The 23,496-nt window shown below is 67.1% G+C and carries 16 protein-coding genes and 1 pseudogene; 6 read left to right on the forward strand and 11 right to left on the reverse strand.

Annotated elements, in window-relative coordinates:
* The first annotated feature begins 131 nt into the window (after positions 1-131).
* Positions 132-1,181: a DNA-binding protein gene (locus tag IP93_RS07020; RefSeq protein ID WP_100322983.1), complete on the forward strand. Its 1,050-nt coding sequence runs from the start codon at positions 132-134 to the stop codon at positions 1,179-1,181.
* Positions 1,182-1,536: 355 nt separating this feature from the next.
* Here the strand turns inward: IP93_RS07020 and IP93_RS07025 are convergent, their stop codons facing one another.
* From IP93_RS07025 to IP93_RS16075, 5 genes and pseudogenes are all read right to left on the reverse strand, one after another.
* Positions 1,537-2,340 carry a c-type cytochrome gene (locus IP93_RS07025; protein WP_144813748.1) on the reverse strand — a complete coding sequence of 268 codons (804 nt, stop codon included), beginning with the start codon at positions 2,338-2,340 and terminating at the stop codon, positions 1,537-1,539.
* 84 nt (positions 2,341-2,424) lie between these two features.
* On the reverse strand, positions 2,425-4,260 hold the full coding sequence (locus IP93_RS07030) for an NADH:ubiquinone reductase (Na(+)-transporting) subunit F (RefSeq protein WP_158636294.1): 1,836 nt from the start codon (positions 4,258-4,260) through the stop codon (positions 2,425-2,427).
* Complete coding sequence (locus IP93_RS07035; protein WP_144813751.1) at positions 4,257-4,949, reverse strand: PepSY domain-containing protein; 693 nt, start codon at positions 4,947-4,949, stop codon at positions 4,257-4,259. Before IP93_RS07035 ends, IP93_RS07030 begins: the two co-directional genes overlap by 4 nt.
* 199 nt (positions 4,950-5,148) lie before the next feature.
* Positions 5,149-7,737: pseudogene (locus IP93_RS07040) on the reverse strand (TonB-dependent receptor plug domain-containing protein); the annotation flags it as partial.
* Positions 7,738-7,859: 122 nt separating this feature from the next.
* Entirely contained in the window at positions 7,860-8,267 is a 408-nt protein-coding gene (locus IP93_RS16075) for a CopL family metal-binding regulatory protein (RefSeq protein WP_144813753.1), read from the reverse strand.
* 111 nt (positions 8,268-8,378) lie between these two features.
* Between IP93_RS16075 and IP93_RS07050 the strand changes: the two genes are divergently transcribed.
* Positions 8,379-9,899, forward strand: a complete 1,521-nt coding sequence (locus tag IP93_RS07050) for a thymidine phosphorylase family protein (RefSeq protein WP_199747142.1) — start codon at positions 8,379-8,381, stop codon at positions 9,897-9,899.
* Positions 9,896-10,828: a ribose-phosphate diphosphokinase gene (locus tag IP93_RS07055; RefSeq protein ID WP_144813755.1), complete on the forward strand. Its 933-nt coding sequence runs from the start codon at positions 9,896-9,898 to the stop codon at positions 10,826-10,828. Before IP93_RS07050 ends, IP93_RS07055 begins: the two co-directional genes overlap by 4 nt.
* 15 nt (positions 10,829-10,843) lie before the next feature.
* Here the strand turns inward: IP93_RS07055 and IP93_RS07060 are convergent, their stop codons facing one another.
* From IP93_RS07060 to IP93_RS07080, 5 genes are all read right to left on the reverse strand, one after another.
* Entirely contained in the window at positions 10,844-11,488 is a 645-nt protein-coding gene (locus IP93_RS07060; protein ID WP_144813758.1) for a cation efflux transmembrane domain-containing protein, read from the reverse strand.
* Between the two features lie 14 nt (positions 11,489-11,502).
* Positions 11,503-14,685, reverse strand: coding sequence for an efflux RND transporter permease subunit (locus IP93_RS07065; protein WP_199747144.1), 3,183 nt, complete (start codon positions 14,683-14,685; stop codon positions 11,503-11,505).
* An 11-nt stretch (positions 14,686-14,696) separates the two neighbouring features.
* Positions 14,697-15,980: an efflux RND transporter periplasmic adaptor subunit gene (locus tag IP93_RS07070; RefSeq protein WP_425480034.1), complete on the reverse strand. Its 1,284-nt coding sequence runs from the start codon at positions 15,978-15,980 to the stop codon at positions 14,697-14,699.
* The gene (locus IP93_RS07075; protein WP_144813763.1) at positions 15,977-17,272 is read right to left on the reverse strand and encodes a TolC family protein; all 1,296 of its coding nucleotides are present in this window, start codon (positions 17,270-17,272) and stop codon (positions 15,977-15,979) included. The genes IP93_RS07070 and IP93_RS07075 overlap by 4 nt, the downstream gene beginning before the upstream one ends.
* 62 nt (positions 17,273-17,334) lie before the next feature.
* A complete protein-coding gene (locus IP93_RS07080; protein ID WP_144813766.1) occupies positions 17,335-17,730 on the reverse strand; it encodes a hypothetical protein in 396 nt (131 codons plus the stop codon).
* A 129-nt stretch (positions 17,731-17,859) separates the two neighbouring features.
* Between IP93_RS07080 and IP93_RS07085 the strand changes: the two genes are divergently transcribed.
* On the forward strand, positions 17,860-18,633 hold the full coding sequence (locus IP93_RS07085) for an SDR family NAD(P)-dependent oxidoreductase (protein ID WP_144813768.1): 774 nt from the start codon (positions 17,860-17,862) through the stop codon (positions 18,631-18,633).
* Positions 18,634-18,709: 76 nt separating this feature from the next.
* Positions 18,710-19,957: a chromate efflux transporter gene (gene chrA / locus IP93_RS07090; protein ID WP_144813770.1), complete on the forward strand. Its 1,248-nt coding sequence runs from the start codon at positions 18,710-18,712 to the stop codon at positions 19,955-19,957.
* Position 19,958: 1 nt separating this feature from the next.
* On the opposite strand, the gene IP93_RS07095 is transcribed toward chrA, so the two are convergent.
* Positions 19,959-20,804 carry a universal stress protein gene (locus tag IP93_RS07095; protein ID WP_144813772.1) on the reverse strand — a complete coding sequence of 282 codons (846 nt, stop codon included), beginning with the start codon at positions 20,802-20,804 and terminating at the stop codon, positions 19,959-19,961.
* Between the two features lie 140 nt (positions 20,805-20,944).
* Between IP93_RS07095 and IP93_RS07100 the strand changes: the two genes are divergently transcribed.
* Entirely contained in the window at positions 20,945-23,398 is a 2,454-nt protein-coding gene (locus IP93_RS07100; protein ID WP_144813775.1) for a DEAD/DEAH box helicase, read from the forward strand.
* Positions 23,399-23,496: the final 98 nt, after the last annotated feature.

Here is a 23,496-nt window from a genome sequence, read left to right on the forward strand (position 1 = left end):
TGACGCTCAGGCGGGATAATTCAACATTATCCCGTGTGTTCTTTAGACCAAAATATGGATTTATCCATGGCTTGATTGTTATGTAATTACGTGGTACGTAATACATTACGAAATCGTCCGAGGAGGCAGCCATGGCCCGTGGCGGGTTGTACAAGAGTGATGTGCAGAAGGCCCGCGACGCCCTGCGGGCGCAGGGCAAGCACCCGTCGGTGGATGCAGTGCGGGTGGCGCTGGGCAACACCGGCTCCAAGACCACCATCCACCGCTACCTGAAGGAACTGGAGGAGGAAGAAGGGCAAGGATTGGGCGCCAAGGTCGCGGTCAGCGAAGCCCTGCAGGACTTGGTCGGCCGGCTCGCGGCCCGACTGCACGAGGAGGCCGAGGCGATCGTTGCCGAAGCAAAGCAGCGCTTTGCCGCGCAGTTGCAGGAGCGCAGCGATGCGCTGGAACAAGCTCGACAGGAAGCGCTCGCCTTGAGCAACCAGTTGCAGCGAACCGAGGCCGCGTTGCATGAGGAACGGACCGCCCACGCTTCGGCGCAGCAGTCCCTGGCGGAGCGGGTGACGGAAATCGCCCAGCTCAGCGAGCGCATCGCCGGCCTGGCCGCCCGTGTGGCCGAGCATGAAGCCCATGCGAAATCGCTGGAAGAGAAGCATGCCCACGCCCGGGAAGCGCTGGAGCATTACCGGACCTCGGTGAAAGAGCAGCGCGAGCAGGAACAGCGCCGCCACGAGCACCAGGTACAGGAGCTGCAGGTGGCGCTACGCCAGGCCAATGAGGCCCTGACGGCCAAGAACCACGAACTGCTGCAGCTCAATCGCGACAACAGCCAGTGGCTAGAGCGCCACGGGCGCCTAGAGCGGGAACTCGCCGAAGCCCGTCGCGGCATCGAGGCCCAGCAAAAGGAGCTGGATGCCTTGCGGCTGACGGCCGCCGAGCATCAAGCGTTGCAGGGGCGGTGGGCTGAAGACGCACAAGCGCTGGAGAAAGCGCGGACCGAACTGACCAGCGCTTGCGCCGAAGCGATCAAGGAACGGGAACGTCGCGAGCAGGCCGAAGCCGATGCCTTGCGCGCCGGCGTGCGCCTGGAAACATTGGAGCAGCTATTGGCGCAGCTGAAACCCGATCAGGCTGCGGTGGTCGATATGGCATCAGGTGGAAAGGGCCGTGGCCGTAGATAGGTCAAATCGAAGCACCGTTTTTATCCGCCAACCCTATGATTTACAAAAATAAATCAGATTCTGTGAGTCATTTTTACACGTATGTCGGCTGAACCCCAAAGTGGTTTGGCTGGAGACAGTGATACCCCTTGACCATGGTCCAGAGTCAATGGCTCACCGCCCAGTAACGGGAGTCGGGTCAGATTCGATTCACTTCCTGGGCCGCGATGAGCAGTGAATGTGAACGATGCGCCAGCCCGGGGCGCCTTTCTTCAGGACCATGGTTTCGGTGCTCAGCAACGCCATCATCTTGCCATCACGCGTTGCGTGGCACTGCACTCAGGCATGCGGAGTTCATCTTCAGGATCCTCCGGGTTCAGAACGGGGGGTGGTGGTCGTGTGGTTCGTCGTGCGATTCGGGCGCGGTTGGCGTGGGTGATGCGGAAGGTGTTGACCTCGGGTCTGGTGGCACCTCGGGGGCATCCTGGTGTGGTGGAGTGCCCGGCGGATGGCTATGCGACATGGGCGTGGGCGCATCGGCATGGTGGTCGGCATCGCCTTGGTCATGGTGTTCCCGGGGCATCTCCTCATGGTGTTCGTGTGGCGCGGTCTCGCTGTCTCCGTGCTCATGCGGCCTGGCCTCACCGCCTCCGTGCGAGTGCCCACCACTGCTGTCGACCAGGGTCTGGTAACTGGCGGCATCCAGCTTGGGCAGTTCCTGGATGAAGGCCGCCATGTTCCAGATGTACTCATCGTCCATGCTCTTGCCCCACGCGGGCATGCCCGATGCCTTGATGCCGTGCTTGATGGCCCAGAAGGCGCGGCCCTCGTCCACGGCCTGCTTTGTCAGGTCCGGTGGCGATGGATAGAGCCCCTTGCTCATCTCGGTTGCATCTACCCCGGGCGAAAGATGGCAGCCCGCGCACATTGCGGCGTAGTTGCCCGCGCCTTGGCGGACACGATCGGGGTTGGCCAGGTCCGACGGCACTTGCAGTTTGCCGGCCCGGACGTCGATGGAGCGCTGCCGGAAAGTTTCCAGCAGCGCATGCGTAGCCGGCCAGTGCGGCTCGTCGGCGCCAATGTCGTAGACGCCGGACCAGACGAAGCCGACAGCGGCCAGAACCACAACACCCGTGCCTGCACCGAGGACGGCCAGGGTTTTCCGGGTTGCGAACGACATTGATTACTCCTGGTTTGAAGGTGTGTGGTGGCTATCCGCCCCACGAACAGACGAGGACGTGATTCCTGATGCCTGAGAGGCCATTCAGATCTTGAAATCGTCGAACGCGATGCGATCTTCGGGGATGCCGAGTTTTGCCAGCATCTGGCGGGTCGCCGCCAGCATCGCCGGTGGTCCACACAGGTAGAACTCACAGGCCTGCAGGTCCGGGTGGTCCTTCAGCAGGACCTCGTGCGTGGCTTCGTGCACCAGCCCTTTGACCAGTCCCGCCGCATGCTCCGCCTCCTCGGACAGCACCAGGTGCCAGCTGAAGTTGGTGTGGCGACGGGCAAGCGCGGCCATTTCGTCCAGGTACGGCGCATCCCGCAGATTGCGGGCACCGTACCAGAAGTGGATGCGCTCCGACGCTCCCTGCTCCAGCAGCTGATGGATCATCGCACGCAGCGGCGCCATCCCTGCCCCACCGCCGATGAATACCTTCTCAGCGTGTCCGGGCTTGAGATGGAAGTCGCCGAAGGGGCCGCTGAAACGAATCGCGTCGCCCGCCTTCAGCGAGTACAGGTACGACGAACCCTTGCCAGGCGGATGGCGTTTGCGATCCTGGCGACCGGGACTGAACCTCGCCAGCAGGGTAATGGCGCCGTTGGCCGATTCGACCGGCATCGCCAGCGAGTAGCTGCGACGAACGGGTTCTCGCGAGGCGAAACTGTCCGGCAGATCGAGCGCCTGCCAGTCATCGCGATGATGTTCCGGATGGTGCAGGTCGTCGCGACCGAACCGGTATCCGGGAACGTGGACCTGCACGTAGGCGCCTGGTGGAATCGCCAGTCCCATGGCCTTGCGTGGCCGGATCACGATCTCCCGCAGGAACGGCGTGATGGCCGTGACGCGCTCCACGGTGCCGACGTGCTCGGTCCACAGTGCCGCACCGCCGGGCACCTCCACCGCCAGGTTCGCGTCCACGGGAAGGTTGCAGGCCAGTCGATAGCCCTGTTTCAGCTTGCTCTCGCCGAGGTGCGCACGGTCAGCGCTGGTGGGCGCGGGTGCCGATCCGCGGAATCTCACCTCGCACAGTCCGCAACTTTGCCCGCCGCCACAATTGGACGGCAACTGCAGGCCGTTACGGGCCAGAGCCACGTAAACGTTGTCGCCCGCATGCGCCTCCACCGAGCGCAACAGGCTGCCGTCAGGCGCGTAAACGCTCAGCCCGCGCCGCGGTCGCCACCATGAAGGGATGAACTCGCCGAGGCGGAAGCTGGCGAACAACAGCCAGATCCCGGTCAATGCCATCCACACGCCGCCCACGGCCATGGTCACGACCAGCGGGTTGTTGAAATTCTGCCGGCCGCTGTAGTCCATGATGTGCAACATCCACACCACGTCGAACAGGCGCCACGCATCGTTGCGCCTCTCCAGCACGCGACCATCACGGGCCGATACGTACAGGGTGGTGGCGTCCTCGTCGGAGAACGGAATGCGCCAGATCGCCCCGGCGTGTTCGCGGGCCTCAAGGTCGGCGGCCGGCTGCAGCACCGGCGTGCCGAGTTGCCCGGGCCCCGTGTAGTCCTTGCGGGCCACCGAGAGGGCCACGTTTCGGTCAACCGTCACCGGTGTTCCGGACAGCGCATCGACCAGCCAGACGTCAGCCTTGTCGGTCAGCCGGTACACCGGGCGGCCGTCGAGGTGGAACGACTCCATGGACTGGACCCCGCGTCCGGCCCCGGCGATCACCCGCGACGGTTCCACTGCGGTGACAGGCCAGACGGGCGTTGCCTCGGCGGTGTGCGCGCGATGGATGTGGCCCTGCACGGTGTCGTGGTCCAGCAGGCTCATGACCATGCCGCTGCCCAGCCACAGCACGAACTGCACTGCGATGACCAGTCCCACCCATTTATGCAACCTGCGCAGCCAGGGAGTCATGCCTTGCCTCCGCGCCTGAAGCTGTAGAACAGCAGCCATGCACCGCTCAGTGCGAACACGAAGCCAACGGCGGCCGCGAAGCGCAGCAGCGTGTTGTTCACGTCCTCGCGCGCCTCGTAATCCATGATGTGGAACATCCAGAGAAAGTCGAACCAGCGCCACAGGTCATGCCGTTTGGCGAGCAGTTCGCCGGTCGTGGGTGACACATACAGCGTGGTGCCACCACGGTCGTCGAACTTGGCCTGCCACATCGGCACGGGACGGCTGGCCACTTCCTGCGGCGCCTTCGCGAGCAAGGAGATCGAGACCAGGCGCGCCTCGCCCTGGTACAGCGATTCGGCAATGCGACGCGCATCCTGCTCGTCCAGGGGGGACAGCGGTTCGCCGGTCTTCGCATCGACCAGCATGACCTGCCCCGCCGCCTTGACCTCGTATACCGGTCGTTCGAGCAGATGCTTCAGGCGGAAGCCGGTCAGCCCCGGGTGGCCGGCGGACAACTGCGCCGGTGTGAGATAGCTGGCGGACGCGGGCAGTGGCCTGGTCGCGCCATGGGCAAGATGGTCGCCGTGGATGACATCGATCGATATCACGGTCATGTACAGGCCGCTGATCATCCACAGCAACGCCTGGACGCCAATGACCAGGCCGATCCATTTGTGGGCCTTGCGGGCCCAGAACGCGGGTTTCATCAAGGTACTACCTGAAAGAAATGGCAGGCGACCACGTCTCCCGGGCTATGTGCCCGGGAGACGTGGCATGCAGCGATCACCAGCGATAGGTGAGCTTCACGTTCCAGCGGCGACCCAGCAAGTCGTAGGTCATCGTGTCGGTGTTGGCGTCCGTCCAGCTCTGGATGAACGGCGCCTGCTTGTCCCACAGGTTGTCGATGCCGAAGGCAACGTCGGCCACCTCGCCGAAGGCGTACTTCACCTGGGCGTTGTGGTAGCTCAGGCTCGGGGCATGGTCGCCGATGTCACCCGCAGATGCGTTGATGTCGTCAGCCTTGCCGATGTACTGCACGCTGTAGCTGCCCGACCACGGGCCTCGTGCCATCGTCAGCGAGGCGAACGAGCGCCAATGGGTGAAACTGCCGCGGCCGCCGGTGATCATGCCGGCGTAGTGGATCTGATCGGCACCGTCGAAAGGACGGACGTCGTAGTTCTTCAGGTACGACACGTCCCAGCTCAGGGTGCTGTCCCAGCCGACCAGGCCGAACTGGTACAGCGCGCCCAGGTCCACGCCGGACACGCGTTCATTGGCGGCGTTGACAGGCTGCGCCGACAGGAAGTCGATCTCGCCCGTGAGCGCGTTGCGGGTGAAGTTGTCGGCGCTGCAGAACTGGTGCGCCAATCCCGGCCTGTTGTAGCACACCGCCAACTTGGTCGAACCGTCGATGCGCTGGATGGCGTTGTCGATCTTGATGTTGAAGTAGTCCAGCGTCAGGGTCAGGCCATCGGCGAAGGCCGGTGTCCACACCACACCCACCGTGGTGGTTTCCGCGTCTTCCGGCTTCAGCTTCTGGTTGCCGCCCACCGTGGTCAGCACCGTGTTGCCCAGCTGGGTGTAGCCCACGGGCACGCCATCGGCCTGGCAGTTCTGGTAGATGGTGGACGACGATGGCTGGCTGCTCCATCCGTTGCAGGGGTCGGTCGTGGTCAGGTTGCCCTCGGACACGCCGCCGAACAGCTCCGGGACGTTGGGAATGCGGAAGGCGGTGGCGTAGTTGGCGCGCACCTTGAGCGACGGCACCACCTGCCAGTCCAGGCCCACCTTGTAGTTGGTGTCGTCACCGAACAGGTCATAGTCGGAGTAGCGCACCGCACCGTTCAACGTCAGCGAGTCGGCCATCACGCTGTCCTGCAGCAGCGGGACAGCGACTTCGACGAACGCTTCCTTGGCGGTGTACTCGCCCGCGATCGGGTCCTGCTGGTTGCCGTTGGCGATGCCCAGCACGGTCAACTGGTCCGGATCGCGCCAGCCGCGCTCCTTGCGCACCTCCACGCCCGTCGCCATGCCCACCCAGCCGACCGGCAGTTCGAACAGCTGGCCGCTCACGTTGGCGGTGAAGCTCTTCTGGTCGTTGCCGCCGTTGTCGCGGGTGGTGAACATGATGTAGTCCAGCACCGCCGGGGTGAGGTCGCCGTAGCCCAGGTAGTCGCCGCAGGGAATCGCGGCGCCCGGTGCATTGCTGCACACCGCCGTGTTCAGCGTCTGGTCCACGCGGTCCAGGTTGGCCACATTGGTTGAGCCGTCGATGCCGGTGTTGCGCCCCCAGTTGACGGCCACGCCCCAATCCCAACCGTCACCGATCTGTCCGTCCAGGCCCAGCACCGCGCGGAAGGTGTCCACCTCCTGGTAGAACTCGCGCACGCCCGCCTCCAGCAGACGGCGGCGCTGCAGGGTCAGGTTCTGCCCGGTGGGGTTGGTCGGGTGCGTCGCCGAGATCCGGATAGGCCGGTACAGGCCGATGGCGCCCGGCGTGGCCAGCTGGTCCGATTGGCGGTTGGTGTACATCAGTTCGGTGAATGCGCGCACGTTGCCGGTCAGCGCGTAGTTGCCGAACGTGCTGAAGCTTATCCGCTTCAGCGGATTGACCGCATTGAGGTACGGATTGGAGTTGAAGTTGTGCTTGGCGGACGAATAGGTCTCGTAGAAGTTGCCATCGCCGCCGGGGGTCTGGTTGAAGTTGACCCGGCGCCCGTCGGCCAGCACCGCGCGGCCACCGATGGTGGACGAACTGCCCACGCACACCAGTTGACCGTCTGATTCGCCTAGGCCGCACGGTGCGCGGTCGGCCATGTTCACCGTGCCAGACTCGGCGTAGTTGATCGCGGCCATGATCGAGCCGCGTTCGCCGGTGATACCCCAGGCGAAGTCGGCGGCACCCTCTTCGCCGTCCTGCTCGAACGTCTGGCCGTAACGGATGGAGGCCTGCGCACCTTCGAAATTCTTCTTGGTGATGATGTTGACCACGCCGGCCACTGCATCGGCACCGTAGATGGCGGATGCGCCATCCTTCAGCACTTCGATGCGCTCAATCAGCGCCACGGGGATGATGTTCAGGTCGACCGAACTGTTGGCACCGGTACCACCGTTGACCACACGCCGGCCATTGAGCAGCACCAGTGTGCGGTTGATACCAAGGCCGCGCAGGTTGACCTGGGTGGTGCCGTAGCCGTTGTCTGCCCAATAGGCGTTGGTCTGGTTGCCGGCAAAACCGGCGGAGGCCGGCATGCGCTGCAGCAGGGTTTCCACCGAAATCGCGCCCGAGCGCTCGATGGTCTCGGTGTCGATCACGGTAACCGGCCCGACGCCGGAGATCGCGGCGCGCTTGATGTGGCTGCCCGTGACGGTGACGGTGTCGAGGTTGGTGGCATCCGCCTTGGCGCTGGCGCCCTCCTGCGCCAAGGCGTGGGTCGAAACGCCAGCCGACAACAGCGCGGCAACAGCCAGCGCAAGATGGTTACGCATGTACATGTGAATCCCCTGGAGAGAACGAGTGATCTGGCAGTAGCGCTGCCAAGCCATGACCAACAGACCCGGCAGGTCGTCGTGGCGGCGTGCAGCTTCTGGATGGGCCACCGGCGGTGGCGGTCAGATCACCCGATAGGGGGTCGGAATACCGCGGACGTTTGCGTCCGGGCCACGGCCACCCGCAAAGGTGCGGCGGAACGCATGGAAAGGCGTTGTGGCAAGGCCGGCAATATTTTGTACACGATGAGTTTCACCGCGAACGTACAGGGGCACTTGCAACCATCCATGCTCTGGCAATCGCAGTCGTCATGGTCGCCATCGGGCAGGAGGAACGTCCCTTCCGTCTCGCATGCCCCGGACGCTGCCTGCGGTTGGCCGTCGCCATGATGTGCCGCAGGGTCGGAGGCCGCCACTACAGGCGCCGTCTCGGCCATCCGGACGGCCATGGCGCTGGCTTTCCACAGCGACAACCCGCCATCGAGGCAGAACGCCACGATCAGCAGGCACCGCAGCGCGAGCGCAGACCAAGCCATGAGTCCGAAATTGATCCCCGGGGATACGATTCATCTGATACCACGCCAAAATTTGGCGTGTCAATAAACAGTTTCTGTTTCAATTACAACCATCCTCCCGAGGCGCGTCCATTGAACAGAGAAGCCGACCGTACCGGGCTGCGGGTCATCCGCGCCGGCATTGATACCTACCAGCAACCGGTCGTCTACATGCACCGCGACTGCGAAGTCTGCCGGTCCGAGGGTTTCGCCGCCCTGACCCGGGTGAGCATGCGCATCGACCATCGCGAACTGATCGCCACCCTGAACGTGGTGGTCAGCGACCTGTTGCCGGCCGACGCGGTGGCCCTGTCGGAAGCCGCGTGGAGCGCCATCCAGCCTGAGCCGGATGCAATCGCCACCTTCTACCATCCTGAACCGCCGCGCTCGGCCGGGGCGCTGCGCGCCAAGGTGTTCGGCCAGCGCCTGGAGGAGGCCGATTACCTGGCCTTGATGCAGGACACGGTGCACAATCGCCTGTCCGATATCGAACTGGCGGCCTTCGTGACCGCCTGCGCCGGCGAGCGCCTGGACCACGGTGAGACCACCGCCCTGACCCGCGCGATGGTCGCCGTGGGCGATACGCTCGACTGGGGCGAAGGCCCGGTGCTGGACAAGCATTGCGTCGGCGGCCTGCCCGGCAATCGCACCACGCCCATTATCGTCGCCATCGTGGCGTCACTGGGCTACCGCATTCCCAAGACCTCCTCGCGCGCCATCACCTCGCCGGCGGGGACGGCCGACACCATGGAAGTCATGGCGCCGGTGGAACTGGACCTGGACGCGATGCGTTACGTGGTCGAGCGCGAGGGGGGCTGCGTGGTGTGGGGCGGCAACGTCCGCCTCAGCCCGGCCGATGACGTGCTCATCCGGGTGGAGCGGCCGCTGGACTTCGACAGTGATGGCCAGCTGGTCGCCAGCATCCTGTCCAAGAAGGTCGCCGCCGGCTCCAACCACGTGCTGATCGACATGCCGGTGGGCCCCACGGCCAAGGTGCGCTCCGCTGCCGCGGCCGATTCGCTGACCGGGCGCCTGGCCGGCACTGCCGCGGCCTTGGGCCTGCGCGTGGCGGTCAACCGCTCCGATGGCCGCCAGCCCGTCGGGTACGGCATCGGTCCGGCGCTGGAAGCTGCGGATGTGTTGAGCGTCCTGCGCGGCGACCCCGACGCCCCGGCTGACCTGCGCGAGCGCTCCATCGCGCTGGCCGGTGACCTGCTGGACCTGGTGCCGGGCAACGTGATCGGGCGCGGCCGGGGCTTGGCCGAGCAGTCGCTGGCGTCCGGCCAGGCACTGGCCAAGTTCATGGCCATCTGCGACGCGCAGGGCGGCTTCACCGAGCCGAAGTTCGCCCGCCATCGCGCGGATGTGCTTGCGCCGCGCAACGGCACGGTCATGGCCATCGACAACCGCCGCTTGTCCAAAGTGGCCAAGCTGGCGGGCGCACCGGTTTCGCCCGCCGCGGGGCTGGTGTCGCGGTGGCGGATCGGTGACCGGATCAGTGCCGGTGAGCCGATGTTCACCGTGCATGCGCAATCCAAAGGTCAACTGGAATACGCACTCGACTACACGCAGGCGTGCCCGACCATCTTCGATCTTCGTGAGGACCCGACATGAGCCTGGTCCTGCTGCCCTTCCCGGCCCAGCGCACGTTGGCCGCGCAGATGGTGGATGCGCTGCGCATGCCCGCTTCCGGCTCGGATCATCCTTCCGACGTTCGCGTGGGGCGCCTGGATTGGCGGCGCTTCCCGGATGGCGAGTCGCTGGTCACCCTCGATGACGCGCTGGCCGATGCCGACGTGGCCATCGTCGCCAGCCTGCATGATCCGGACGCCATGGCGTTGGCACTGCGCTTCGCCGCGGATACCGCGCGCGAGTTCGGTGCGCGCTCGGTGGGTCTGGTGGCGCCCTACCTCGCCTACATGCGCCAGGACAAGCGTTTCCATGCCGGGGAAGCGGTCAGCGCGCCCCTGTTCGCGCGCTTCATCAGCGAAAGTTTCGACTGGCTGGTCACCGTGGATCCGCACCTGCACCGCATCCATGCATTGGATGAGGTGTATGACATCCCCAGTCGCGTCGTGGCGGCGGCCCCGGCGGTGGCCGACTGGATCCGGCGCGAGGTCGAGCGGCCGATCCTCATCGGGCCGGACAGCGAAAGCGAGCAATGGGTGCGTGGCATCGCCACGCGCGCCGGTGCGCCCTACCAGGTGCTGGAAAAGCAGCGCCGTGGCGACCGCGACGTGAGCGTCAGTCTGCCCGATGCCGCTGCGGCCCGCGGGCGCAACCCCGTCATCGTGGATGACATCGTTTCCTCTGGCCGCACCGTGATCGAAACCCTGGGCCAGTTGCACCGTCTGGGCTTGTCACCGGCGACCTGCGTGGCCATCCATGCGGTGTTTGCCGGCGATGCGCATGCGCAACTGCTGGCGGCGGGTGCGCTGCGGATCGTCACCACCGACAGCATTGCCCACCCCAGCAACGGCATTGGCTTGGCGCAACCGCTGGCCGAGGCGATTCGCGAACTCGTGGGCCGCGTCGAGGCGTGATCCCCGGGCGACCGGTCACGTCACCTGGGAATTCTGTGGTGAGCCTTGGCGCATTGCCTCCCATGACGCACGAAACACGCGCACGGCAGACCGCAGGAACAACACCAGCAGGCCGGCGGCGATCACCAGGTCAGGCCAGCCGGCATCGAACAGCCAGACGCCCAGGGCGGCGGCAAGCACCGCGAGCCCTTCCCAGACATCGTTGCGCGAGCACTCCCACGCCGATGCCAGGTTGACGTCCCCATGCCGATAGGGCGTCAGCAGGCGCAGGCACAGCAGGTTGGCGCCCAGGTTGAGCAAGGCGGCCACACCGATGCCCTCGAACAGTGGCACCGCGGGATTCGCCAGCCGCCAGACGATCTGCGCACCCACCACCAACGCCGCCAGCAGGATCAGCGCGCCTTTGAACAGCGAAACCCGGGCCTTGGCCGCCGTGCTGGCCCCGACCACCGCCAGGCTCAGCGCATAGGTCAGCGCATCACCGAGGTTGTCCAGCCCGCCGGACAACAGCGAGGATGAGCGCGACCACCAGGCCGCGCCCACCATCATTGCAAACGTAACCAGGTTGAGTACCAGTACCACCTTCAGGACGCGCTTCTGGCGCGCCTGCAAGGCCTGCACGTCAATGGTCGTACCGCAGCACGCGCCACAATCACCCATGGATCAATCCTCCGTCAGCCATTGAGCCATTGGCCCTGCGGCTCATTGTCGCGATGCAGCCAACGGTACAGCGCGGGCAGTACCAGCAACGTGAGCAAGGTCGAGGACACGATGCCGCCAATCACCACCGTGGCCAGCGGACGCTGCACCTCCGAACCGGCGCCCACGTTGAAGGCCATCGGCAGGAACCCCAGCGACGCCACCAGTGCGGTCATCAGCACCGGCCGCAGACGGCCGAGGGCGCCATCGACGATCGCACTGTCCAGCGGGTCACCCTGTTCGCGCAGCTTGCGGATGAAGGTGATCATGACCAGGCCGTTGAGCACCGCGACGCCCGACAGCGCGATGAAGCCGACGCCTGCGGAGATCGACATCGGGATGCCCCGCAGCGCCAGCGCGATCACGCCGCCGGTGAGCGCCAACGGGACGCCACTGAACACGATCACCGCATCCTTGGCCGAGCCGAACGCCCAGAACAGCAGCGCGAAGATGATCGCCAGCGTGACCGGCACCACCAGCGAAAGTCGCTGGCTGGCCGAGATCAGCTGCTCGAACGTGCCGCCATAGTCGATCCAGTAGCCCGATGGCACCTTCACCCCGGCATCCACGCGCTGCTGCAGGTCGGCGACGAAGCCGCCCAGGTCGCGGCCACGCACGTTGGCGGTCACCACCACGCGGCGCTTGCCGTTCTCGCGGTTGATCTGGTTCGGGCCCAGTGTTGTGTCGATCTTCGCGACTTCACGCAGCGGTACCGTTTGCGGAGTGCCGGACATCCACGCGGCGGCCCGGCTGGACTCGTCGGCGTTATCCGCCCCGTCCAGCGGTATCGGCAGGTCGGCGAGTGCCGCCGGGTCCTGCCGCAGGTGCTCGGGAAGTCGGACCACGATGTCAAACCGTCGATCGCCTTCGAACAACTGGCCTGCCACTTTGCCGCCGATCGCCGTGGCGAGCGTGTCCTGCACCACGCCCGGGTTGAGCCCGTAGCGCACCAGGGCGTTGCGGTCCGGGGTCACGGTCAGCAGTGGCAGGCCGGTGGACTGTTCCAGCTTCACGTCCGCGGCGCCGGGCACGCCTTTGGCAACCGCTTCGATCTGCTCGCCCACTTCCATCAGTCTTTCCAGGTCATCGCCGTACAGCTTGATGGCGACGTCGGCACGCACGCCCGAGATCAGTTCGTTGGTGCGCATCTGGATGGGCTGCGTGAACTCGTAGTTGTTGCCCGGCAGCTTGCGTGCCGCAGCCTCCAGCTCCTGGATGAGCTGGGCCTTTGGCTTGCGGGGGTCGGGCCACTGCTCGCGCGGCTTGAGCATCAGGTAGGTGTCGGTGACCGACGGCGGCATCGGGTCATTCGCCACCTCGGCGGTGCCCAGCTTGCTGAACACCGTGCCGACCTCCGGGAACCGGGCGAAGGTGCTCTCAAGGCTCTCCTGCATCGACACGGCCTGCGTCAGACTGGTGCCGGGGATGCGCAGCGCATGCACCGTGATGTCACCCTCGTCCAGGCTCGGCACGAACTCCGAGCCCAGTCGCGTGGCCAGGATGCCGCACAGCACGACGCCGGCCAAGGCGCCGCCGAGCACCCAGGCGCGATGTCGCAAGGTCCACTCCAGTGCCGGCGCGTAAGCCCTGCGCGCCCATTGCATCAGCCGCGTGTCCTTCTCCTCCACCTTGCCGCGCAGGAACATCGCAACGGCGGCCGGCACGAACGTCAGCGACAGGATCATCGCGCCGGTCAACGCCAGCACCACGGTGATCGCCATCGGGTGGAACATTTTCCCTTCCACGCCGGTGAGCGCGAAGATGGGCAGGTACACCGCGGTGATGATGCCCAGGCCGAACAGGCTGGGCCGGATCACCTCCGCGGTGGCGGCGGCGGTGGTATCCAACCGCTCCTCATCGGTGAGAAGCCGCCCCAGCCGGTGTTGCAACTCGCCGAACCGGCGCAGGCAGTTCTCGATGATGATGACCGCGCCGTCCACGATCAGGCCGAAGTCCAGCGCACCCAGGCTCATCAGGTTGCCGGACACGCCGCCGCGCACCATGCCGGTCAGGGTGAACAGCATCGACAGTGGAATCACCGCCGCCGTGATCAACGCCGCACGGATGTTGCCCAGCAGCAGGAACAACACGGCGATGACCAGCAGCGCGCCTTCGACCAGGTTCTTGGCCACGGTCTTGACGGTGCGGTCCACCAGCGAGGTCCGGTCATACACCGGGTTGGCCGACACGCCGGGCGGAAGGCTCTTGTTGGCCTCGGCCAGCTTGGCCGCCGACGCCTGGGCCACGTCACGGCTGTTGGAGCCAATCAGCATGAACACCGTACCCAGCACGACCTCGCGGCCATTCTGCGTGGCCGCGCCATTGCGCAGCTCCGGCCCCTCGCCCACCTGCGCCACGTCGCGCACCCGGATCGGCACGCCATCGCGCCGGTCCAGCACGATGTCGCGGATACCGTCCAGGTCAGCCACCTGCCCCGGTGCGCGCACCAGGAACTGCTGCCCATTGCGCTCGATGTAGCCCGCGCCCACGTTCTGGTTGTTGGCGGCGATGGCGCGCACCACGTCGTGCAGGGTGAAGCCCAGCGTCACCAGCCGTGCCGGATCCGGGGTGATGTGGATCTGGCGCGCGAAGCCGCCAATGGTGTTGACCTCCGTCACTCCCGGCGTGTTGCGCAGTTGTGGTCGTATCACCCAGTCCTGCAGCGTGCGCAGGTCGGTGGCGGTCCACGGCGTGCCGTCCTTCTTCCTGGCCTCGGGATTGGCGTCGACCGTGTACATGAAGATCTCGCCCATGCCCGTGGCGATGGGACCCATCTCCGGTTCCAGCCCCTCCGGCAACTGTGATTTCAGCTGTTGCAACCGCTCAGCCACCTGCTGGCGGGCGAAGTACACGTCGGTGCCGTCCTTGAACACCACGGTGACCTGCGACAGGCCATAACGGGAAATGGAGCGCGTGTAATCCAGTCCCGGCAGGCCCGCCATGGCGGTTTCCACGGTGAATGTCACGCGCTGTTCGGACTCCAGTGGCGAGTAGCCCGGTGCCTCGGTGTTGATCTGCACCTGGACGTTGGTGATGTCGGGGGTGGCATCGATGGGCAGCTTCGTGAAGCTCCATGTCCCGATGCCGACCAGGGCCAGCGTCAACACCAGCATCAGCCAGCGGTGCCCGATGGCGAATCGGATGATCTTCTCAAGCATGGGAGGCGGCCTCAGTGGTCGTGGGAAGCGCCGGACTTCTCGATGTCCGCCTTCACCAGGTAACTCTGCTCGACCACCACCTGGTCGCCGCCCTTCAATCCGGAGAGGACTTCCACGCGCTGCGCGTCACGCTTGCCCAGTTCGACCGGCCGCACCTCGTAGGTGTCGCCCACGCGGATGAACACAGCCTCCCAGTCGCGAAAGGTCTGCAGGGCGGTCAGCGGCACGACCATGGCGGCCTGCTGCTGCGCCACGGTGATCCGCGCCTTGACCGCGGAACCCGGACGCCACAGTCCGTCGTGGTTGTTGATCGTGGCGCGGGCCACCGTGCTCTGGCTGGCCGTGGCGGTGCCCGGCAGCACGCGTTCCAGCGTGGTTTCGGCCGTGGCGCCGTCGCTCAGGCGGGTCACGGTGACGGGTACGCCGGCAGTGATGTGCTGCGCGTCCGATCCAAACACGTGCAGGTCCACCCATAACGAGGACAGGTCGGCCACCTCGAACAATGGCGACGACTCGCTGGCCACGGTGCCGACGGCGGCGTTGCGCGCCAGCACCACGCCGCTGATCGGCGAGGTCACGCTGTAGTTGGTGAGACTGATGTTGCTCTCCACCACCGCCAACACCTGCCCCGCGCGCACGCGGTCACCGACATTGGCGGCCACACGGCGCACCGGCCCGGGGAAACGCGCCGCCACCTGGGCGACGCGGCCCTCCATGGGGGTCAGCAAGCCCTGCACCTCATGCTCGTCGGCGATCACCCCGGGGCCGACCGGCGCCACCCGGATGCCGGACTCCTGCGCCACCTTGGGGTCGATCGTCGTACGTCCCTCGTAGCTGTCGTACGCCCAGCGCACGGTCTTGCCCTGGATGGTGGCCACCACCTCGACGTCGAACGAGTGTGGCTCGCCGACGATGCTGCTCGCCATCAGGCTGCCGTCATCCAGCGGCTTGAGGAGGTGGTGTTCGGCGATGTTGCCCAGTCGCTTGAGGCGCACTTCCACCGTGCCCGCGCTGGCCGGCAGCGGCTTGCCATCGCGGTACAGCCACGCCTGGTACCGGGGGGGCGTGCCGTCCTCGGCGATGGCCAGCTCGACCGCGTAGCCGCCCTGCTCCAGCAAGCGCCCACCGTGCGCGCCCTTGGTGGGGTCCTCTGCCGCGGCGTGTTCACCACCGGCGTCAGGGCCATGCGCGCCGCTTTCATCGCCGCCGTGTCCGGCTTCGGCGTCGGGCTTGCCACCGCAAGCGGCCAACAACAGGGTCAGCGCACACGCGGCGCTCAATTCACGAAGATTCACGGGTTGTTTCCTTGTGCGGGCGCGTCGGGGCCGGCGACGAACGCCTGGCCGGTCAAACGCTGGATTTCAATCAGGGCGCGCTGGGCCTCCAGCGCGGCATCAAGGCGTTGGCGGCGAGCCAGGTTCTGCTCGGCCTGCAGCTGTGCCCATTCCAGGTAGCTGATGGCACCGGCGCGGTAGGCGCGCTCGGCGGCAGTTTCGGCCCGCGCGAGCTTGGGCAGCACATCGCTGCGCAGGCGCTCGGTTTCGGCCTGTGCCACGCGGTAACGGCCATGGGCTTCGACCAGCGTGGCGTACAGCGACAGGCCCTTGGCCTCGCGCTCGATCTCAAGGCTGGCCAACTCGGCCTCGGCGGCGCGGATGCCGGGCATGGCGCGGTTGCGCGTGCCCACGGGCATGGACACGCTGCCGACCAGTGCGGTGTCGTCACTGGCCTGCAACCGTCGCACGCCCACCTGCCAGCCCAGGTCCGGCGTCGCATCCGCGCGCGCCAGCTGCAGCCGGGCCTCGCGGATGCGGCGTTCGTCGGCGAACTGGGCCAGCTCCGGTGTGCTGTCCAGCAGCGCGGCCAGCGCCGAAGCCTCCTCGATGGCGGGCAATGCCGTAGGGTCGATGTCCGCCACCGTGAACGTGGGTTCGCGTTCGCCCCACATCGCCGCCAGATGCTGGCGAGCGGCGCGCTCGGCGTGCTCGTTGCGAGCCAGCTCAAGCTCCGCGCGCGCCAGGGCCGCCTGTGCGGTCAACACCACCGACTCCGGCGATGCGCCTGCCTGCAAACGATGGCGCGCCGCCGCCACGGTGCGCTGACGCTGCCCGATATCGGCCGTGGCGATGCCGTGTTGCTGGCGCGCCGCCACCACCGCCAGGTACCGGCGCGCGACTTCCGCCAGCAGGTCCAGGCGTCGGGTCTCGCGCTCCACCGCCAAGGCGTCGATGCGGCTCTGCACCAGGGTGCGGCGGGCATCGAGCTTGCCGCCACGCTCCAGCACCGAGGCCAGGGTCAGGGTCAGTTCCGCGCCCTGCACGCCGCTGGTGTCACCCGTGCCAAGGGCATTCTCGACGGATGCACCGACGACCAGCGCCGGCCGTTGCAAGGCACGGTCGCGCTCGGCGGCCAGCACATCGCCGCGGGCGCTGTACAGGCGCAGCTCGGGGTGGGAGGTGGCGACGCGTGCAATGGCGTCGTCCAGGGTCAGGCGGCTTTCCACCGCCGATGGGGCCGCGGTCGCCGTGGGTCCAGCCACGGCAACCACCACGACCCACGCGGCCAGGGCCGCGAGTCGCAAACGCATGGGGATACTCTCCGAAAATCCGGTAAATCAAAGACGCAACGCCGGCATCCGCCGGCCCAGTCTCACGCCAGGATGGGAGGTCGGAACGGAGTGGCGGCCGGCGACGGCACGATCGAGTGCGTCATGGCCGCAGGTAGTGCGATGGGCATGGCCTGCACCGCCAGCTGGGGCGGTGTGAAGCCCTGCAACCCCACCGTCTGCCCGCAGCAGTGGGCGTAGTGCAGCAACTGGTGTGTGGGGTCCTGCGCGTCGGTATCGTCGGACGCCGTCGCCGCCCCGTCGTGCGCGTGCGCCTTGAAATGCTCGGAATGGCCGGGGGCGGAGTCGCCGTGCGCGGTGAACTCATGCAGCTCACCCATGGTGCCAAGCGCCTGCTGCGTCATTCCGCCAAGCACGAACAGCGCCAGCATGAGCATGCGCAGCGTCGCGAGCAGGCGTTGGCGGCGGGGGCGAGCCATGACGCAAGGTTAACCCATCGCGCCGACGGGCGGTAATCGTGGTCGACGTCATCCAATCTGATCGGAATCAAGTCATCGTGCGGCACCAGACATGAGCATGTGGCAGACCTTCCCCGTCAGGAGCCCGGCATGAACCGCGTCCAAGGCAAGACCTGCATCGTCACCGGCGGCGCCGTCGGCATCGGCCACGCCTGCGTGTCGCGGCTGGCGGAGGAAGGCGCGGCCGTGGCGATCTTCGACCGGCTGGACGCCGAGGGCGAGGCGCTGGCCAACGCCATCAACCACGCCGGGGGCAAGGCCCGTTATTGGCACGTGGACGTCACCCGCGAGGCCGACGTGGCCCGAGCCATCACCGAGGTGGCCGACCACTTCGGCAGCGTGGACGTGCTGGTCAACAACGCCGGCATTTCCGGCAGCACCAAGCTCACCCACGAGATCACCGAGGAGGAGTGGGATCGGGTGCAGGCGGTCAACGTGAAAGGCGTGCTGTTCTGCACCAAGCACGCACTGCCGCACATGAAGCGCGCGGGTGCCGGCAGCATCATCAACCTGTCGTCCATTTACGGGTTGGTGGGCGCGCCGGACGTGCCCGCGTACCACGCCTCCAAGGGCGCGGTGCGGCTGATGAGCAAGACCGACGCGATGATCTACGCGCCCGACCGCATCCGCGTGAACTCCATCCATCCGGGCTACATCTGGACGCCGATGGTGGAGCACCACCTGCAGGCCAGTGGGGCCACCGACCTGGCGGCCGCCCGCGACGAGGTGGGCCGGTTGCACCCGCTGGGCCACATGGGCGAGCCGGATGACATCGCCTGGGGCGTGGTGTACCTGGCGTCGGAGGAGTCCAAGTTCGTGACCGGTTCGGAACTGGTGATCGACGGCGGGTATTCGGCGCACTGACGCCTGCGCACGCGGCGACGCTTTACGCAGCCACGGCGACGTTCCCATACTCGCGTTCCCTGAGCGGAACGCGGGCATGCATCCCCACGACAACGACGGCACCTCCCGCGCTGCAACGCCCGGCACGACCCGCCCGCCATCGGGCACGGCCGCCGAGGTGTTTCGAGTGTTCCTAGTCCTGGGCCTGACTTCGTTCGGCGGCCCCATCGCGCACCTCGGCTACCTGCGCACGGCGTTCGTGGAGCGCCGCCGCTGGCTGGACGAATCGCAGTTCGCGCAGTTGCTGGCGGTGTGCCAGTTCCTGCCAGGTCCCGCGAGCAGCCAGATGGGGTTCGCGATTGGCCTGTTCCGTGCGGGATGGCGCGGCGCGCTCGCCGCCTTCGCCGGCTTCACCCTCCCCTCGGCACTGTTGATGTTGGTGTTCGCGCTGCTGACGCCGCGATGGCAAGGCGAGATCGGTGCAGCAACCGTGCACGGCTTGAAGCTGGTCGCCGTTGCCGTGGTCGCGCATGGCCTGCTGGGGATGATCCGGCAACTGGCACCCGATGGGCAGCGCCTGCTGATCGCCGGGGCGGCCGCGGCAGTGGTCGCGTTGACGGGCAACGCCTGGGTGCAGCTGGCGGTCATCGTGATGGGTGCCGTGCTCGGCCCCTGGCTGTGCCGGCAGGCGAAGGCGCTGCCGACGGCGGTGTTCCCGGTGCATTACGGCGCACGTGGGGCGGCGTTCCTGTTTTCGCTTTTCCTGCTCGGACTGGGACTTGCCCTGGCGTGGCAGCCGTCACCGACGCCGTCGGTGGCCGGCATCGCTGCCGCGTTCTACCAGGCCGGTGCGCTGGTGTTCGGTGGTGGCCACGTGGTGTTGCCGTTGCTGCAGCAGACGATGGTGGACAGCGGCTGGATGACCGCCGACACGTTCCTGGCCGGTTACGGCGCGGCACAGGCGGTCCCCGGCCCGATGTTCTCCCTGGCTGCCTATCTGGGGGCCACGGTGCCGATGTCGCATTCGCCCGCTGTCGGCGGGCTGGTCGCGCTGCTGTCGATCTTCGCGCCGGGCTTCCTGCTGCTGGGTGCCGTCCTGCCCGTCTGGACCAGACTGGCCAGCCACCGTGCCGCGGCCAGCGTGGTGGCCGGGATCAACGCCGCCGTCGTGGGCCTCCTGGCGGCCGCGTTCCATGACCCGGTATGGACCCAGGGCGTGCGCAACCCGACGGATCTCGCCATTGCCCTGGTGGGATTTGCAATGCTGGCGTGGCTGCGGGCATCCGCACTGTGGGTCGTGCTCTGGTGCGTGGCGGCATCCCTCGCCGCCACGCTGGTCGCCTGACTCAGTGCGAGAACAACACCGGCAGGTGCGACTGCTCCAGCATCTCGCGCGTCGCGCCTCCCAACGCCCACTCGCGGAAGCGCGAGTGGCCATAGCCGCCGGCCACCAGCAGGTCGGCGCGGGTTTCCCGGGCATGTGACAGCAGCACCTGCGCCACCGAGCGCGAACCGCTCTCCAGCGCGACCACATTGACCCGCAGGTCATGCCGCGCGAGGTGCGTGGCAATGTCCGCCCCCGGCTGTTCGCCATCGCCCGACTCGCCTGAACGGGGGTCCACCACCACCACGTCCACCGTGGCGGCACGGCGCAGCAACGGCAGCGCATCATGCAGCGCACGCGAAGCCTCTGGCGTGGGACGCCATGCCACCACCGCATGCCCCCGGGCGGACGTTGGGCGGCTGGACGGGGGAACCACCAGCACCGGCCCACCCGACTCCATCAGCAGCTCGCTGAAGAACGGATGGATCGTGGCCGCGGCGCCCGCATCACCCGGATCGGCGCCGCTGATGATGCTCATGTCCGCGTATCGCGCGTTGATGGCGGCGGTGCGCGGGGGCTCCACGAACAGGGATTCGACCACGCGCACTTCGCCCATGATGCCGGAGGTCTTGAGCTTCTCGCGCCATTTGACCGCGCGCTGCTCGGATTGCGCGCGCAGTTCGTCATACAGCCCGGCCATGGAAGCATCCGGCACCATCCCCCACGGTCCAGGCACGGGAACCGGCAGGTTGACCAGTTCCAGCAGCGCCAGGTGCGCGCCTTCGGCCGTCGCCAGTTCCAGCGCTGCGGCCACTGCATTGGCATCCCCTGCCGTTCCGGTCAGCGGGACTACGATGTCTTTGATCATGACGCGGGCTCCACGTGGGCGGATACTGCATTAGCGCGCCGCTGCGGGAACGGGGCGTTGATCCGGATCAATTCCCCCGCGATCTCATTGCGTGAGACGTGGCTGGCCTAAAAACGCGGCCAGTACATCGGACTATCCGCATGAATCGCACCGTTGCCCAGCCCGTATCCCCCGTCGCCGACGCATTCCCCACCGCGCCACGGCCGGAGGGTGCGCATGACGGCGGCCGCCTGGCCGCCCGGCTGGGCAGCAAATACGCCAGCCGTATTACCGGCACGCTGCGGGTGCCGGGCCGCGAGGGTGACTTCGCCCCGTTGCCCGCGGACCTGCCGCCCGCGCTGGCCGCCGCCCTGGCCAGCCGCGGGGTCGGCCGCCTGTACCGACACCAGGCGCAGGCGTGGGACGCCGTGCAGCGGGGACGGCACGTGGTCATCGCCACACCCACGGCCTCCGGCAAGAGCCTGTGCTACACGCTGCCCGTGGTCAGCGCGGCCATGCAGCGCCGGGCGAAGGCGCTGTACCTGTTCCCGACCAAGGCGCTGGCGCAGGACCAGGTGGCGGAGCTGATCGAGCTGTCGAACGCCGGTGACCTCGGGGTCAGGGCCGCCACGTTCGATGGCGACACGCCCGGCGACCAGCGCCAGGCCATCCGCCTGAGCGGCGACATCGTGGTCAGCAACCCGGACATGCTGCATCAAGGCATCCTGCCCCACCACACCAAGTGGGCGCAGTTCTTCGAGAACCTGCAGTACGTGGTGATCGACGAGATCCACAGCTACCGCGGCGTGTTCGGCTCGCACCTGGCCAACGTGCTGCGCCGGCTCAAGCGGGTGTGCGCGTTCTACGGGGTCAACCCGCAGTTCATCCTATGCTCGGCCACCATCGGCAACCCGCAGGCGCATGCCGAGGCACTGGTCGAAGAGGACGTCTTAGCCATCACCGAATCCGGCGCGCCCAGCGGCGACAAGCACGTGCTGCTGTGGAACCCGCCGGTGGTCAATCCCGACCTCGGCCTGCGCGCGTCCGCCCGCTCGCAGAGCAATCGCATCGCACGCATGGCCATCAAGGCGCGGTTGAAGACGCTGGTGTTTGCCCAGTCGCGCACCATGGTCGAGGTGCTGACCAAATACCTCAAGGATGTGTTCGACCACGACCCGCGCAAGCCGGCGCGCATCCGCGCCTACCGTGGCGGCTACCTGCCCACCGAACGCCGCGAGGCCGAGCGCGCCATGCGCGACGGCCGCGTGGACGGCATCGTGTCCACCTCCGCGCTGGAACTGGGGGTGGACATCGGCAGCCTGGATGTCGTGGTGCTCAACGGCTATCCCGGCAGCATCGCCGCCACGTGGCAGCGGTTCGGCCGCGCCGGCCGCCGCCAGCAGCCCTCGCTGGGGGTGCTGGTCGCCAGCTCCGATCCGCTGGACCAGTACATCGTGCGCAACCCCGACTTCTTCGGCGCGCACCCGCCCGAGCAGGCGCGCATCGCCGCGGACCAGCCGGTGATCCTGCTTGACCACATCCGTTGCGCCGCATTCGAACTGCCGTTCCTCAAGGGCGAACGCTTTGGCGGCCGCGATGGCGCCGTGGACCCGCAGGTCTACCTCGAACTGCTGGCCGAGGACGGCGTGATCCACGGCGAAGGCGACCGCTGGGAATGGATCGCCGACAGCTACCCGGCCAATGCGGTGAGCCTGCGCTCGGTGGCCGACGGCAATTTCGTGGTGGTGGACCGCACCGATGGACGCCAGACCATCATCGCCGAGGTGGATTACAGCTCCACGCCGCTGATGCTGTACGAAGGCGCCATCCACATGGTCCAGTCCACGCCCTACCAGGTGGAGCGGCTGGACTGGGACGGCCGCAAGGCCTATGTCACGCGCACCCACGTGGACTACTACACCGATGCCATCGACTACACCCGGTTGAAGGTGCTGGAGCGCTTTGAAGGCGGCAAGGCCGGCGAAGGCGGCAGCCACCACGGCGAAGTGCACGTGGTGCGGCGCGTGGCCGGCTACAAGAAGATCCGCTACTACACCCATGAGAACATCGGCTACGGACCGGTCAACCTGCCCGACCAGGAGATGCACACCACCGCGGTGTGGTGGCAGTTGCCGCAGGCCGTGCTGGAGTCCCGCTTCGCCACACGGCAGGACGCGCTGGACGGGTTCCTGGGGGCGGCGTACGCGCTGCACGTGGTGGCCAAGGTGGCGGTGATGGCCGACGGCGCCGACCTGCAGAAGGCGGTGGGCAGCGGTGATGGCGCATGGTTCGCCCATGGTGATGGCCGCGGCCGTGGCCAGTTGCGTGGGCAGGACGGCAGTCTCACCTCGCCTGATACGCACGACGCTTTCACCCCTACCGTGTACCTGTACGACAACTACCCTGGTGGCGTGGGCCTGAGCGAACCGCTGTGGCGACGACAGCGCGAACTGGTGCAGAAGGCCCGCGCGCTGGTGGCCGGCTGCGAATGCCGCGCCGGCTGTCCCGCCTGCGTCGGCCCGGTTCTGAATGCTGATGGCGGTCCCGCCACCACGCCCAAGCGGCTGGCCCTGGATGTGCTGCAGGCGCTGGATGCCGGCGTGGTGCCCGCATGAGCCTGAGCCTGGCCAAGCTGCAGCAACTGAAGCGTCAGACTGGCCAGCGGGACACGACTGCCGTCCGAATGGCGAACGTGCCAGCGTTGGCCGCGCAC

This window comes from Aerolutibacter ruishenii, from assembly GCF_007830115.1.
Classification (GTDB): Bacteria; Pseudomonadota; Gammaproteobacteria; order Xanthomonadales; family Xanthomonadaceae; genus Aerolutibacter; species Aerolutibacter ruishenii.

What these genes read in the sequence shown, in the direction of transcription:
- IP93_RS07060 (WP_144813758.1), bottom strand. Translation starts at nt 11,488, where the DNA reads ATGGGTGATTGTGGCGCGTGCTGCGGTACGACCATTGACGTGCAGGCC.
- IP93_RS07085 (WP_144813768.1), top strand. Translation starts at nt 17,860, where the DNA reads ATGAACCGCGTCCAAGGCAAGACCTGCATCGTCACCGGCGGCGCCGTC.
- IP93_RS07095 (WP_144813772.1), bottom strand. Translation starts at nt 20,804, where the DNA reads ATGATCAAAGACATCGTAGTCCCGCTGACCGGAACGGCAGGGGATGCC.
- chrA (WP_144813770.1), top strand. Translation starts at nt 18,710, where the DNA reads ATGCATCCCCACGACAACGACGGCACCTCCCGCGCTGCAACGCCCGGC.
- IP93_RS07035 (WP_144813751.1), bottom strand. Translation starts at nt 4,949, where the DNA reads ATGAAACCCGCGTTCTGGGCCCGCAAGGCCCACAAATGGATCGGCCTG.
- IP93_RS07080 (WP_144813766.1), bottom strand. Translation starts at nt 17,730, where the DNA reads ATGGCTCGCCCCCGCCGCCAACGCCTGCTCGCGACGCTGCGCATGCTC.
- IP93_RS07025 (WP_144813748.1), bottom strand. Translation starts at nt 2,340, where the DNA reads ATGTCGTTCGCAACCCGGAAAACCCTGGCCGTCCTCGGTGCAGGCACG.
- IP93_RS07030 (WP_158636294.1), bottom strand. Translation starts at nt 4,260, where the DNA reads ATGACTCCCTGGCTGCGCAGGTTGCATAAATGGGTGGGACTGGTCATC.
- IP93_RS07065 (WP_199747144.1), bottom strand. Translation starts at nt 14,685, where the DNA reads ATGCTTGAGAAGATCATCCGATTCGCCATCGGGCACCGCTGGCTGATG.
- IP93_RS07020 (WP_100322983.1), top strand. Translation starts at nt 132, where the DNA reads ATGGCCCGTGGCGGGTTGTACAAGAGTGATGTGCAGAAGGCCCGCGAC.
- IP93_RS07075 (WP_144813763.1), bottom strand. Translation starts at nt 17,272, where the DNA reads ATGCGTTTGCGACTCGCGGCCCTGGCCGCGTGGGTCGTGGTGGTTGCC.
- IP93_RS07055 (WP_144813755.1), top strand. Translation starts at nt 9,896, where the DNA reads ATGAGCCTGGTCCTGCTGCCCTTCCCGGCCCAGCGCACGTTGGCCGCG.
- IP93_RS07100 (WP_144813775.1), top strand. Translation starts at nt 20,945, where the DNA reads ATGAATCGCACCGTTGCCCAGCCCGTATCCCCCGTCGCCGACGCATTC.
- IP93_RS16075 (WP_144813753.1), bottom strand. Translation starts at nt 8,267, where the DNA reads ATGGCTTGGTCTGCGCTCGCGCTGCGGTGCCTGCTGATCGTGGCGTTC.